11 protein-coding genes are annotated in these 13,563 nt (G+C 61.9%); 8 read left to right on the top strand and 3 right to left on the bottom strand.

The features are described from left to right. Positions 1–100: 100 nt before the first annotated feature. Positions 101–385 (top strand): hypothetical protein, encoded by a 285-nt coding sequence (locus tag AB5Y82_RS11965; protein ID WP_111899890.1) that lies wholly within the window; start codon positions 101–103, stop codon positions 383–385. A gap of 51 nt (positions 386–436) precedes the next feature. Here the strand turns inward: AB5Y82_RS11965 and torS are convergent, their stop codons facing one another. Continuing rightward, entirely contained in the window at positions 437–3,262 is a 2,826-nt protein-coding gene (gene torS / locus AB5Y82_RS11960) for a TMAO reductase system sensor histidine kinase/response regulator TorS (RefSeq protein ID WP_368173988.1), read from the bottom strand. A gap of 70 nt (positions 3,263–3,332) precedes the next feature. On the opposite strand from torS, the gene torT reads away from it, so the two are divergent. Further along, a complete protein-coding gene (gene torT / locus AB5Y82_RS11955; protein ID WP_368173987.1) occupies positions 3,333–4,379 on the top strand; it encodes a TMAO reductase system periplasmic protein TorT in 1,047 nt (348 codons plus the stop codon). A gap of 37 nt (positions 4,380–4,416) precedes the next feature. After that, complete coding sequence (locus AB5Y82_RS11950; protein WP_040095811.1) at positions 4,417–4,821, top strand: GFA family protein; 405 nt, start codon at positions 4,417–4,419, stop codon at positions 4,819–4,821. 35 nt (positions 4,822–4,856) lie between these two features. Here AB5Y82_RS11950 and torR read toward each other — a convergent pair whose 3' ends face one another. Continuing rightward, on the bottom strand, positions 4,857–5,570 hold the full coding sequence (gene torR, locus AB5Y82_RS11945) for a two-component system response regulator TorR (RefSeq protein WP_108542599.1): 714 nt from the start codon (positions 5,568–5,570) through the stop codon (positions 4,857–4,859). Positions 5,571–5,715: 145 nt separating this feature from the next. Between torR and torC the strand changes: the two genes are divergently transcribed. The 5 genes from torC to AB5Y82_RS11920 all read left to right on the top strand — a co-directional run bounded on the left by torC (position 5,716) and on the right by AB5Y82_RS11920 (position 13,143). Continuing rightward, a complete protein-coding gene (gene torC / locus AB5Y82_RS11940) occupies positions 5,716–6,882 on the top strand; it encodes a pentaheme c-type cytochrome TorC (protein ID WP_083243727.1) in 1,167 nt (388 codons plus the stop codon). Positions 6,883–6,909: 27 nt separating this feature from the next. Then, positions 6,910–9,402 (top strand): trimethylamine-N-oxide reductase TorA, encoded by a 2,493-nt coding sequence (torA, locus tag AB5Y82_RS11935; protein ID WP_107682549.1) that lies wholly within the window; start codon positions 6,910–6,912, stop codon positions 9,400–9,402. A 99-nt stretch (positions 9,403–9,501) separates the two neighbouring features. After that, complete coding sequence (gene torD / locus AB5Y82_RS11930) at positions 9,502–10,170, top strand: molecular chaperone TorD (RefSeq protein ID WP_005358423.1); 669 nt, start codon at positions 9,502–9,504, stop codon at positions 10,168–10,170. Between the two features lie 7 nt (positions 10,171–10,177). Further along, positions 10,178–10,546 carry a hypothetical protein gene (locus tag AB5Y82_RS11925; protein WP_042080620.1) on the top strand — a complete coding sequence of 123 codons (369 nt, stop codon included), beginning with the start codon at positions 10,178–10,180 and terminating at the stop codon, positions 10,544–10,546. A gap of 188 nt (positions 10,547–10,734) precedes the next feature. Further along, a complete protein-coding gene (locus AB5Y82_RS11920) occupies positions 10,735–13,143 on the top strand; it encodes an EAL domain-containing protein (protein ID WP_228023491.1) in 2,409 nt (802 codons plus the stop codon). Positions 13,144–13,200: 57 nt separating this feature from the next. On the opposite strand, the gene AB5Y82_RS11915 is transcribed toward AB5Y82_RS11920, so the two are convergent. Continuing rightward, positions 13,201–13,482 (bottom strand): hypothetical protein, encoded by a 282-nt coding sequence (locus AB5Y82_RS11915; protein WP_231719491.1) that lies wholly within the window; start codon positions 13,480–13,482, stop codon positions 13,201–13,203. Positions 13,483–13,563: the final 81 nt, after the last annotated feature.

Genomic DNA, 13,563 nt, shown 5'->3' with positions numbered 1-13,563 from the left:
TATCCATCCTGTAACATATTCATTCGAAACAAATTTAATGATGATGGAGCTGATTGCAGCCATGCATCCGAGGGGCTGCACCTAACCGGAGGAGTTCAAGATGGACCATCTGCTGACATTCGTGATCCTGGCTGTCTTTTTTCTGTTCTACTGGGTCTACTACACCAGCCAACGCAAACATCTCCCCACCACCTCGTGGGATCAACTCCCCACCAAAGCCGACTATCTGGCGGCCCACCCTGAATCAGTCGATGGCGACATCATCTTCTGTTATCACTGCGGCCACCACGAGTTGCTGGAGGTGGGCATGGTGCACCTGACCGATTTTCGCCGGGAATGGGTCTGTGCCAAGTGCAAGCAGGTGCTGTTTCGCGAGATCGAATAACGGCGCAGGGGCTGGCCACCCTCCCTAAACCCCGTACATAGCCAGCAGGGATCAGAACGGCGCATCCCTGTTGGCCGTCAGCCACTGCTGCAACCCGCTCACCGCCGCGTCAAATTGCGCCCCGATTGTCGCAGGCTCCCCGCCTCCCGCCTCAAGAGCCGCACAGTGGCTGGCAAATTCGGTCAACCCAAGCGCCAGCGCACTCCCCTTGAGCTTGTGCGCCAGCTGACGTTGCTCACTTCCCTCACCCTGAGCCAACTTATCCACCAACACCCGCCCTTGCGACTCAAACAGCGCGACCAGCTGGCGGATCCGCGCCATGCCGAGCAGGGGCAGATCGGCGTCCAGCACCGGATTGGCCCACCCGGGCTGGTTAGTTGGGGGCACGGCTACTGATAACTGCACCCGCGGCTCGATAGAGGCCCCTTCTTGCCGAAACAGCTGAACGATGGCATTGGCCAGCACCGCCAGCCGCACCGGCTTGCCGACAAAATCGACGAAGCCGGCGGCAAGGCAGTGGCGGATATCCTCCGGATACATCTGGGCCGAGATGGCGATGGCGGGCAGCGACCGCTCATGCATCTCCTCGCTGATGGCGGCCAGATCCTCGCGCAGGGTCATGCCGTCCATATCGGGCAGATTGATATCGAGCAGCGCCAGCTCGAAGGGGCGCTCGGTTACCCGCGCCAGCGCGCTGCGACCATCCTCCGCCAGGGTGACGCGATGGCCGAGGCGGGTCAGCATGCCTTGCGCCACCAGCCGGTTGATCTCGTTATCCTCCACCAGCAGGATGTCGCGGGACTGACCAAGGTGCAGCGGCTGTGCCTCGGCAGGCAGCTGGGCACTCGAGCGCTGCAACGGCAGGCTGAAGCTGAATTCACACCCCTTGCCCGGTTCGCTGGCAAGGATAAGCTCGCCCCCCATGGCGGCCACCAGCTTGCGGCTGATCGCCAGTCCCAGCCCGGTGCCGCCCTGATGGCCTATATCACGCTTGCGCTGGCGAAACGCCTCGAACACCGCCTCCTGCTCATCGGCCGGAATGCCGGGGCCAGTATCGCGCACCACGAAGCGGATGCAGGGCTCGGCGCAAGGGCCTTGGCAGGCAAGAGGCGCCACCGTCAGGGTAATCTGGCCACGGGCGGTAAACTTGACCGCATTGCCGAGCAAGTTGCCGAGCACCTGGCGCAGCTTGCCCAGATCTCCCTCAACCACAGGCGCCAGCCCGGGCGCATATTCCAGCGCCAGGGTGACCCCCTTGGCCGCTGCCTTTGGCCGAAACAACGCGCTCAGCTCATCCACCAGCTGGAACAGGGGGAAGGGTTCGCGGCGCGCCTCCACATGGCCCGCCTCTATCTTGGAGTAGTCGAGAATGTCGTTGAGGATCTCCAGCAGGGATTCGCCACTGTGCTCGATTGCGGCCAGATAGCGCTGCTGGGTGTCGCTGAGGTGGGTATCTTCCAGCAGCGTCAGACCGCCCAGAATGCCGTTCATGGGGGTGCGGATCTCGTGACTCATGGTGGCGAGAAACACCGACTTGGCCCGGTTGGCCTGCTCGGCCTCGGCGCGGGCTTGCCGCTGCTTCTCCACCTCCTCATTGAGCCGCTCGTTGGCGTGGCTGAGCTGGCCGGTGCGCTCCTCGACCCGCGACTCCAGCTCGCGCTGATAGCGGCCCAGCTCCACCGCATTGTCACGAAACACCTGCAAGGCCCGGCCTAGCTCCGCCAGCTCATCGCGCCCGGTGCTGGCGATCGGCTCAAGAGGGGCCAGATCCCCGCGCGCCAACCGGCTCATCCCCGCCACCGCCCGTTGCAACGGCCAGACGATCCGGCCGTAAACCATGCGCCACATCAACAGCATCAGCAGTAGCAGCGTGAGCAGGCCAATGGCCATCAGCGCCTGCTCCAGCAGCCTGAGACGCTGGCTTAGCGCCTGCTGGCTCTGCCCCAACGAATCGCGGGCAAGGCTGACCAGCTCACCGACCTGCTGGTTGAGGCTGCTCATCAGGGCTTCGTTGGCATTGGCCAGCACCCGCAGCGCCTCCCCCTTGCCGAGCCAGTCGCTGCGCAGTTGCACCAGCTTGTCGCTTTGCGCCAGCACGGTCAGCGCCTGCTCCACCGCCTGCCGGCGGGCCGGATCGGTCACTGCCCCGGCCCGCAGTTGCAAGATAGCCAGCTCCCGCTGCCCCTCTTGCAATAGCGTTTGCAACTGTTCCTGCCGTTCGCTGCGCCACATCTCCTCGATGCGCTGCTGCTGCATCAGGGTACGATGACGCAGCTCGGTCATCTGCTCCAGCCAGTCGAGGTCCTGCTCCAGCAGGCGGTCCAGCGTCCGGGTCGCCTGCGCACCTTGCTGTTGGTAGAGGGAACCCAACCCCGCCACCATCACGGTTTCGGCGTTCTCCATCTGGCTTCTCGCCAGCTCGGCGATCTGCCCGGCCGCCGCCACCAGACGGGCCCGCTGCGCCTCGCCCTGCGCCATCAGGGTCAGTCGCTCTCCCACCAGCCAGCCCTGCTGACCCAGATTGCCGATGATGCTCTGACTGAGCTGATCGAGGCTTGTTGAACCCTGCCCACGGCCGAGTTGCGCCAGTACCTGTTGTAGCTGTTGCCCCTGCAGGGTGAGCAGGCGTCCCTGATGCTCCCGCTCCTGCTCGCTGGTTGCGGTGGCCAGCAGCCGTGACGCGCTCTGGATCTCGCCGCTGAGGCGAGAGAGCGTGCGGGCCCGCTCCTGATCGGCGAGAGTCTGCTGTACCCCTTGCTCCAGCTGGCGCAGATGGCTAAGCCCCATCCAGCCCAGCAGGGAGGCACTCAGGGTCAACAACGCCATCAGGGAGAAGGCCAGCAGCAACTTGCCACCCAGGCCGGAAAAGATTCTCACGGGAAGTCCCTTGGTTGTGGTCGGCTTTGACCGGATAATATGGCCCAACACTTTAACAAAACCCCTGGCCATGCGAAGCGTCTATCTCTCCCCGTTGTTGCTCATGTGGTTGCTCACGCTGCCTCGCGCCGCCCTCGCCTTTGCGGTCGATATCTGGCCCGGCGGCGAATTCAGCGGCCAGCCGCTGCGCCAGCAGTGGCCGGAACCCGCCGCCGCAACCAAACCGCTGACCCTCTGTGCCCTCTACCCCCATCTGCGCGACGCCTACTGGCTTTCGGTCAATCAGGGCATGGTGGACGAAGCGAAGCGGCTGGGAGTCAAGTTGCAGATCCACGAAGCGGGGGGCTATGGCGCCCTCGCCGAGCAGCGCCAGCAGTTGCAGCGTTGCGTGCAGGAAGGGAGCGACGCCATCTTGCTCGGCTCGGTGAGCTATCAGGGCTTGCGCGAGGCCATCAAGGTCACGCCGTTGCCGCTCTTTGGGCTGGTCAACGATCTGCCCAGCGGTCTGGTGCACGCCAAAGTGGGGGTCTCCTGGTACCAGATGGGCTGGCAGATTGGCTACTGGCTGGCGCAGCGTCACCCCGCCGGCAGCAAGCCGGTCTCGGTCGCCCTCTTCCCCGGCCCGCAGGCAAGTGGCGGCAACAACTTCGTCGAGCCGGGCTTTGCCGATGCCATCAAGGGGAGCGCCATCAAGCTGGTCACCACCGAGCGCGGCGACAACAGCCGGGAAATCCAGCGCACACTGGTACAGCAGACGCTAGCCCGCTATCCCGAACTCGACTATTTGGTGGGGGGCGCCATCGCCGCCGAAGTGGCGGTCAACGAGCTTGCGCAGCGCCATCTCGACAGACCCCGGGTGCTGAGCACCTACTTCAGCCACGGGGTACAGCGGGGCCTGCGCCGGGGCAAGATCCTCGCCGCCAACAGCGATCAGATGCGGCTGCAGGGGCGCCTTGCGGTCGCTCAGGCGGTCTGCCTGCTGCAGCACCCTGATGCCAATGCCGAGCAGTGCCCTCGGGTGATGGGGCCGCCCATTCTGACGCTGTCTGCACCGCTGGCCGACCCCGCCGATTCCCTCTCGGATGGCGCTTTTCGTCCCGTCTATCGGGTCGAATAGCCGTTCCAAATCCGATCAGCCCACTCAAGGAGAAGAGATGAAAGAGTTACATGCCAGCTGCCTGTGCGGCGCCATCGCCCTGACCCTGCCGGATCAGTTCGACTATATGGGGAACTGCCACTGCAGCGAATGCCGCAAGTTTTCAGGGGGAGATTACGCCTCGGTCGGCGGACTTGATGGCAACAAGGTCACCATAGTGAAGGGGGAAGAGGCCATCGGCCGCTACCGGAAATCGGCAGAGACCACCCTGGCCTTCTGCCGTCACTGCGGCTCCAGCCTGTTCAGCCAGAAGAGCAGCAGCGGCAAGATCAATCTGCGGTTGGGGGTACTGGACGACGTGCCGAGCCAGCGACCCGCGTTTCACATCTTTGTCGGCTCCAAGGCGCCCTGGCACCAGATTGGCGACGACTGCCCGCAATTTGATACCCGCCCGCCGGTCTGATACCTCTCAAACAGGTCAAGGCCACCGCAACGGGGTCAGGAGGCTATCTCGCCGGCAAACAGATAGCCTTCACCATGGACGGTGACAAACAGCTGGGGATCCCGCGGATCCGGCTCCATCTTGCCGCGCAGCCGCCGGATCAACACGTCTATGGTGCGATCGCTCGGGCCATCGCCGCGATGGCTGATGAGGGTCAGGATCCGCTCCCGACTGAGCACCCGCCCGGCATGGGCGACAAAAGCCACCAGCACTTCATATTCGGCCTTGGTCAGGCGCACCGGCACTCCGTCCTTGCTGAGCTGGCGGCGGGGGATGTCAAAACGCCAAGGGCCGAAGCGCACCGCATCGTCAGCCACCGCAGGCTCGCTCGGCGCGGCGGCCGCCAGCGAGATCCGCCACAGCAGATTCTTGACCCGCACCAGCAACTCCCGTAGCTCGAACGGCTTGGTGACATAGTCATCGGCCCCCATCTCGAGGCCGACTATCCGGTCTACCGCATCACTGCGGCCAGTCACCAGGATGATCCCCACCGTGCTGCGCGCCCGCAGTTCACGGGTCAGCAGCAGACCATCTTCTCCCGGTAGGTTGATATCCAGCATCACCAGATCGACCGTCTGTTCCGCCAGCACGGCGCGCATCTCCTGGCCATTTTCGACCGCCGTCACCCGATAGCCCTCCCGCTCGAAATAGCCGGTCAGCTTCTCGCGGGTAACCGCATCATCTTCAACAACCAGAATGTGGTAGCTCATGGGCAGGGTTCACGATGGTCGACAAGGGAGGATTATTCTATTCACATTTTGTCATAAATACCCCTATTTCATTAATTTGTGGCGGCAGCCCTGTTCACAACGCCTCCCTATCATGGCTCCCATCAAAAAAGTGATGTGAGAGAGCATGATGAAAAAACTGTGGCACTTCCTGCGCACCCCCAGCCGTCGCTGGTCGGTACTGGCGCTGCTTCTGGTGGGCGTCGGCGTCACCCTCGCGGGCACCGTCGGCCTGCACTACGGCTTTGAGAAAACCAGCAGCCTCGAATTCTGTATCTCCTGCCACTCCATGAAAGACACCGTCTATCCGGAGTACAAGGAGTCCATCCACTTCAAGAATGCCTCCGGGGTACAGGCGGTCTGTACCGACTGTCATCAACCGAAGGATTTCGTCGGCAAGGTGGCCCGCAAGATGGAGGCGGCCAACGACCTCTATCAGGAGTACATAGGCCACAGCATCGACACCCAGGAAAAGTTCGAGGACCGGCGCCTGCATCTGGCCGAGAAGGTGTGGGCACGGATGAGCAGCCAGAACTCCAAGACCTGCAAGTCCTGCCACAGCTACGACAACATGGATCACGCCAAGCAGTCCCCGGCGGCAGCGCTGGCGATGAAAGATGCGGCGGCGAAGAACATGAACTGCATCGAGTGCCACAAGGGCATCGCCCACGAACTTCCCAACATGGCGGGCGGCTTCCGGGCCACTTACGCCACCCTGGTCAACGACGCACAAGAGGCGCCAGCCACCGAGACCCTCTACAACCTGGGTGAAAAAGATCTCTATGCCAGCGAACAGAGCAGCGACCCGGTCGGCAAACTGCTGCCCGCCTCCCGTATCGACGTGGTGGACCGCAGCGGCGATCGCCTCAAGGTGACCATCGAAGGGTGGCGCGAGAGCGATGGCAAGGGCCGGGTGCTGAGCGAATACATGGGCAAGCGGGTCTTCGTCGCCACCATCCGTGACGAACTGAAAGCGAGCGAGAAAGTGCTCAAACAGGAGACCGACAGCGCCACCCATATCAAGTGGGAACAGGTTCAGGTGCAGGCCTGGGTCGATGGCAAGGGCTTTGAGTCCTCGCTCAAGCCGATCTGGGATTACGCCGGCGAGATGTACAAATCCACCTGCAACTCCTGCCACGGCGCGCCGGATCCCGCTCACTTCACTGCCAACGGCTGGATCTCGGGGCTCAAGGCGATGTCTGCCTACTATCGCCTGAGCAAGGAAGAGGAGCGCACCCTGCTCAAATACCTGCAAAACCATGCCGCCGATACCGGTGGTCAGGGCAGCCACTAAGTCCGGATTCGAAAGAGGAATAACAAGATGATCAATATTTCCCGTCGTGGTTTTCTGGGTGGCTTGCTGGCCAGCGGTGCCTCTGCCCTGATCGGCCCCTCCCTGCTCGGTCGCGCCGTGATGGCCGCCGAGTCTGGCGACAAGCTGGTGCAGTCCGGCTCCCACTGGGGCGCCTTCCGTGCCCGGGTGGTCGATGGGCGCTGGGTCGAGACCCAGCCGTTCGAGCATGACAAGCACCCCACCGACATGCTCAAGGCCTTGAGTGAGGTGGTCTACAACCCCTCCCGCATCCGCTACCCCATGGTGCGGCTGGACTGGCTGCGCAAGGGGCACCAGTCCGACACCAGCGAACGTGGCCAGAACCGCTTCGTGCGGGTGACCTGGTCCCAGGCGCTGGACTTCTTCTATCACGAGCTGGAGCGGGTGCAGAAGATCTATGGCCCGAGCGCCCTCTATGCCGGTCACTCCGGCTGGCAGTCGGTAGGCAAACTGCACTCCGCTGGTGCCATGCTGGGGCGCGCCATGAACCTGCACGGCACCTATCTGGCCAAGGCCGGTGACTACTCCACCGGTGCCGCCCAGGTGATCCTGCCCCACGTGGCGGGCGCCATGGAGGTATACGAGCAGCAGACCTCCTGGCCGCTGGTGCTGGAGCACAGCAAAACCATCGTCATCTGGGGCTCCGATCCCATCAAGAACCTGCAGGTGGGCTGGCTGGTGCCGGATCACAGCGTCTACGACTACTGGGCACAGCTGAAAGAGAAGGTGGCCAAGGGCGAGATCCGAGTGATCAGTGTCGACCCGGTCAAATCCAAGACCCAGAAGTACCTCAATTGCGATCAGGTGACCCTGAATCCGCAGACCGACGTACCGCTGATGCTGGGCATCGCCCACACCCTCTACAGCGAGAAGCGCCACGACGAGAAGTTCCTGAAAGACTACACCACCGGTTTTGACAAGTTCCTGCCCTACCTGCTGGGCACCAGCGATGGTCAGGTGAAGGACGCAGAGTGGGCCGCCGCCATCTGTGGCGTACCAGCCGAAACCATCCGCGAGCTGGCCCGCACCATGAGCAGCGGCCGTACCCAGCTTATCGGCGGCTGGTGCGTGCAGCGTATGCACCACGGCGAACAGTACGCCTGGATGCTGGTGGTACTGGCCTCGATGATTGGCCAGATCGGCCTGCCGGGGGGCGGTTACGGCTTTGGCTGGCACTACAACGGGGCGGGCACCATCACCTCCAGCGGCCCCATCATGTCAGGTTTCAGCTCGGTCATTCCCGGCGTTAAACCACTCCATGACGGCGACTGGAAGGGCTACTCCAAATACATTCCGGTGGCCCGCTTCGTCGACTGCATCCTCAATCCGGGCAAGCAGATCGCCTTCAACGGCCAGACCATCACCTACCCCCACATGAAGATGGCGGTGTTCTGCGGCAACAACCCGTTCCACCACCAGCAGGATCGCAACAAGATGGTCGCCGCCTGGCGCAAGCTGGAAACCGTGGTCAGCATCGATCACCAGTGGACGGCCAGCTGCCGTTTCGCCGATATCGTGCTGCCCGCCACCACCACCTATGAGCGGGACGACATCGAGCAGTGGGGTTCTCACTCCAACGCGGGCATTCTGGCCATGTACAAGGTGGTGGAGCCGCTGTTCGAGGCGCGCGATGACTATGACATCTTCGCCGATCTCTGCCGTCGCTTCGGTCGCGAGGTCGAATTCACCGGCGGCAAGAGCAAGCTGGAGTGGATCCAGAGCATCTATGACGATGCCCGCCTGCAGGGCCGCGGCATCGGCATCCGTCTGCCCCGTTTCAGCCAGTTCTGGCACGGCGAAGGCTTCGTCACCTTCCCGGCAGGCCAGCCCTGGGTGCGTCACGAGTCGTTCCGTCAGGAGCCGGATCTGGAACCCCTCGGTACCCCGTCTGGCCTTATCGAGATCTACTCCAAGACCATTGCCGACTACGGCTATGGGGATTGCCCGGGCCATCCGGTCTGGATCGAGCCCTACGAGCGCTCACACGGCGGGCCGGGCAGCAAGCAGTACCCGCTGCACCTGCAATCCTGCCACCCGGACAAGCGGCTGCACAGCCAGCTCTGCTCCTCCGACAACTATCGCGCCACCTATACAGTGCAGGGTCGCGAGCCTGTCTACATGAATCCGCAGGATGCCAAATCCCGCGGCCTCAAGGACGGCGATCTGGTGCGGGTGTTCAACGGCCGCGGTCAGGTATTGGCCGGGCTGGTGGTGAGCGATGACTACGCCCCCGGCGTGGTGCGCATTCAGGAAGGAGCCTGGTATGGCCCGCAAGAGGGCGGCAAGGTGGGTACGCTCTGTACCTACGGCGATCCCAACGTGCTGACCGCCGACATCGGCTCCTCCAGCCTGGCGCAGGCCACCACGGCCCATACCGCGCTGGTGGAGATCGAGAAGTTCCGCGGACAGGCGCCCGCCGTCACTGCCTTCGGCGCGCCGGAATCGGCCAAGGGCATCGACCCCATGTTCCCGGCACTCTGACCCCAGGGGGACAAAAGCGCCCCCTTGAGTTTCCTTTATTTTTAAAGTCGTTAGAATCGGGAGCCATCAAGGCTCCCGATTGCCATCCACGGAGGAAAAATGCAGGAATTTATGGCTACCAGCGAACGCCGGGCCGAACTCTACTGGTGGTTCTCCACCCTGTTCGCCGCCGAACTCAGTGATGAGCAGATCGCCGAATATGACACCTATGATGTGCGAAGCTTCCTGAAAAGCCTCTCCACCCTGGATCCGATGCGCGAAGCCGTGGCCGAGCTCAACGATGCCATCGCTCGCCTGCTGGTGCGCCCGGATCGCCAGCTGGAACTGGCCGCCGACTTCGCAGGGCTGTTTCTGGTGGATCCCAAACAGGGCGCCCTGCCCTACGAATCGCTCTACCGCGGCGATGCCAAGCTGCTGATGCAGGCCCCGATGGCCGAGATGCAGGCCCGCCTCGATCGCCTCGGCATCAATGTCAGCGACAAATATAAAGAGCCAGCCGACCATCTGGCCATCGAGCTGGACCTGATGGGCAATCTCATCATCCGCGCGGCGGAAGCCAAGAGCGCAGCCGAGCGGGAACGCTGGCTCGACGAGCAGGAAGCGCTGCTGCACGGCCATCTGCTGGGGTGGTTTGACAAGTTCGAAAGCGCCTGTCGCGCCGCCGACCGGTTTGGCTTCTACGGCGCCAGTGCCCGCCTGCTGGGGGTCTTCCTCAAGATGGATGCCAACTACCTCTCTCTGGTCAAACCGGCACCGTCCGCCGACTGAGTCCGCGATGAAGACAGCCCTGCTTCTGATTGCATGCTGGCTGCTGGCCCTGATCCCACTGGATCAGGGCATTACTCCCCTGATTGCGCTGCTGTTCAACCCGGATCGCGAGCTCTACGGCACCGCCCAGCTCACCGGCTTTGCCGGCATCCTGCTCACCCTCTACCTTGCCAATCTCGGCGTCGAGGTGGTGTTGCGCCGCCGCTTCCAGATTGCCGGCATGCTGGCGCTGCTGGCCGCCTGGATCGACTTCATCAACAGCAGTGGCAGCGAGTCGCACTTCCTGCTGCTCTATCTGCTTGCCCTCCCGTTCCATCTGCTCGGCTGGCTGGTATTTGTGCGCGGTATTCAGGCGTTTGGTCGCCAGAAGGGATAACCACTCGCCCCTTTTTCCATCCTTTTTATCAGGTTTTTCTGCCTATTCTTGCCGTCAAAACAACCAGATAACTCCGCTTGACTCCCGGCCAAACAGTTCGTGCCATACTGACAACTGATGCAAGTGATAAAACAATCAATGCCGAGGTCATCATGGATGGGAAGCTTTTCAACGCCGACACCGAGGCAATGTTGACCCAGCTGTCAGATCACACCGTCCTGGAACAGCTGATGGATAATGCCCCTCTGGGCATCGGCGTCTTTGACTGCGAATTTCGCTACCGTAAAGTCAATCAGGTGCTGGCCGACATCAATGGCAAAAGCATCGAGGAGCATCAGGGCAAGCATCTCCGAGAGGTGGTTCCCAAGCTGGCACCGACTCTGGAGCCCATGTTTCAGCAGATCATGCGAAGCGGCATGCCCTACGTGGATATCGCCATCACGGGCCAAACCGCGGCGTACGACAGCAGCTCCCGCCGCTTTCAGGCCACCTACAGCCCGATGCGTGATGAGAAAGGGGAGCTGAACGGTATCCTCGCCATCGTGCGGGACATCACCGAGCAGTACGAAACCGAACAACGGCTGCAACTGGCAATGCGAGCGGCCCAAATCGGGGTGTGGGAGTGGCACGTTGCGGAGGACAGATTACTGTTCGACGGCCAGATTGAGCCGCTGCTGGGCATTGAGGCCAACCAGTTCCACGGCGGGCTGCAAGCGTTCGTCGACTGTTTTGAACCGGAATCCGGCAGCCAGCTCAAGGCCGCCCTGCAAAGTCATGACCCCATCCATCTCACCCTGAGCTACCTCACCGCTCTCAACGAGCGCCACTGGGTCGATATTCATGCCGACCATGTCCCCGCCACCGAGTCGGTCGGCCACCGGGTCATGGGGGTCATTCACAATGCCACCGCCCGCCGCCGTCAGGAGGAGCGACTCCATCAGGCCAACGTGGTATTCGATACCACTGCCGAGGGGATCATCATCCTCGACAGCGAACACCATATTCTGTCGGTCAACCCGGCCTTCACCATGCTGACCCAATACAATGCCGAGGAGGTGATAGGCCGTACCCCGGATATCATCATGCATCCCAGGCGCTACACCGACCTCGACTATCCCTGGTATCACCTGCGCCCCGGCAACAACGCCTGGCATGGCGAGATGGTTTGTCTGCGCAAGGATGGCAGCTACTTCTCCTCCTGGCAGCAGATCAGCGCTGTCTATGACAACTTCAACAACACTACTCACTATGTGATCGCCCTTTCCGACATCAGCGCCATTCGCAAGGTGGAGGCCGAACTGAATCACCTTGCCTATCACGATCCCCTGACCGAGCTGGGCAATCGTCATCTGTTGCAGGAGCGGCTGGCCCTTGAGCTGAAAACCGCGCAGCTCAATCGCAAACGGTTGGGGCTGCTCTTTATCGATCTGGATGGCTTCAAGCTGATCAACGACAGCCTGGGCCACGGAGTTGGCGATGAGCTGCTCAAGCGGCTGGCAGAGCGGATCCGCGGCTGCCTGCAGCACAACGATCTGGCGACCCGCCTCGGGGGAGACGAGTTTCTGGTGCTGATCCCCTATCTGGAGGAGCCTGACGAGCTGGCAACCCTGGCCAATACCCTGCTGACCGTGTTGCGTGAACCGGTTGAGCTGGCCCATGAGCTGGTGGCAATCTCGGCAAGTATCGGTATCGCCATCTATCCGGATCATGCAGACAGCCCGGAAACCCTGGTCAGCGCCGCCGACAGCGCCATGTACGAGGCGAAAAGTCAGGGGCGCAATGGATTCCAGTTCTATACCCCCTGCATGGCGGCTCGAGCCCGCGAGCGGATGCAGATTGAGCAGGGTCTGCTCAAGGCCCTGGAGCTCGAACAGCTCTGCATCTTCTATCAACCCATGACCAATCTGGCCAACGGCCACCTGAGTGGACTGGAAGCCCTGCTGCGCTGGCAGCATCCCAATGAGGGGATGATAGCGCCGACCCGCTTTATTCCGGTGGCAGAGGAGTGCGGCCTGATAGAGAAAATTGGGGAATGGGTGATGCGCAACGCCTGCGAGCAGGGACAAAACTGGCTGGCCGCCGGACTGCCGGTGCCCCGCTTGTCGGTCAATGTGTCGGTGCGGGAGATGCGCTCCCCGGGCTATGTTGAACGGGTCGCCGCTATTCTGGCCGAGACCGGATTTCCGCCAGAACGGCTCGAGATCGAGGTGACGGAGAGCATCATCCAGCGGGTCGAACAGAGTCTGGATCTCTTTACCCGCCTGAAAAATCTCGGCGTGCAGATTGCCATCGATGACTTTGGTACCGGCTTCTCGTCACTGAGTCTGCTCAAGACCCTGCCGATCGATCGCATCAAGATAGACCGGGCGTTTGTGCAGGCATTACCGGAAGACAAGAACAGTCGGGAGCTCTGCCGCACCATCATCAATCTGGCCGACAGTCTGGATATGGAGGTCACCGCCGAAGGGATTGAAACCAAGGCACAACACGCCTTCTTGCAGTCACTCAACTGCGGCGAAGGACAGGGCTATCTGTTCAGCAAACCACTGCATGTCGAGCACATGGGAGATCGCCTGCATCAACGCTACGTCTCATAGCGGCAGGCAATCATCATCACCAGCCGGGAGGCATCCGCCTCCTGGCTGCCGACCGGATTACCACTCGATCTGCAAGCGGGATTCCCAACCATCATCACGATCATTGAGCATACGCGTCAGAGGTGATTCGCCAGCATAACGGGGAGCTGGCTCGCTGAAGGTAAGTCTGGTACCAGGCTCTTTGGCCTGCCATGCATGACCAAGCTGATCGGCAACCCGCTCCCGCAGCGCGGGTGAGACCTCCTGATGGGTGATCGCAAACTCTTTCGGAGGTTCGCCAGCGGGCACTGGCGCATCAAACTGCCAAAGGGATGCACAGAGCAACAGAGAAAACATCATGACCTCCAATTAATCGACACGGCCCCCTTTTACCCACTCGCCGATTAATTGTCACTCTTTGTCCTGTAACCAACTGTTGCC

Source organism: Aeromonas sp. s13, assembly GCF_040907905.1.
Classification (GTDB): Bacteria; Pseudomonadota; Gammaproteobacteria; order Enterobacterales; family Aeromonadaceae; genus Aeromonas; species Aeromonas veronii.
This window is presented reverse-complemented; position numbering and strand designations above follow the sequence as displayed.

Bases quoted from the DNA above. Each gene is read 5' to 3' on its own strand.
- torR (WP_108542599.1), bottom strand. From the start codon at position 5,570: ATGAGCTACCACATTCTGGTTGTTGAAGATGATGCGGTTACCCGCGAG.
- AB5Y82_RS11920 (WP_228023491.1), top strand. From the start codon at position 10,735: ATGTTGACCCAGCTGTCAGATCACACCGTCCTGGAACAGCTGATGGAT.
- AB5Y82_RS11965 (WP_111899890.1), top strand. From the start codon at position 101: ATGGACCATCTGCTGACATTCGTGATCCTGGCTGTCTTTTTTCTGTTC.
- torD (WP_005358423.1), top strand. From the start codon at position 9,502: ATGCAGGAATTTATGGCTACCAGCGAACGCCGGGCCGAACTCTACTGG.
- AB5Y82_RS11925 (WP_042080620.1), top strand. From the start codon at position 10,178: ATGAAGACAGCCCTGCTTCTGATTGCATGCTGGCTGCTGGCCCTGATC.
- torC (WP_083243727.1), top strand. From the start codon at position 5,716: ATGATGAAAAAACTGTGGCACTTCCTGCGCACCCCCAGCCGTCGCTGG.
- torT (WP_368173987.1), top strand. From the start codon at position 3,333: ATGCGAAGCGTCTATCTCTCCCCGTTGTTGCTCATGTGGTTGCTCACG.
- AB5Y82_RS11950 (WP_040095811.1), top strand. From the start codon at position 4,417: ATGAAAGAGTTACATGCCAGCTGCCTGTGCGGCGCCATCGCCCTGACC.
- torA (WP_107682549.1), top strand. From the start codon at position 6,910: ATGATCAATATTTCCCGTCGTGGTTTTCTGGGTGGCTTGCTGGCCAGC.
- AB5Y82_RS11915 (WP_231719491.1), bottom strand. From the start codon at position 13,482: ATGATGTTTTCTCTGTTGCTCTGTGCATCCCTTTGGCAGTTTGATGCG.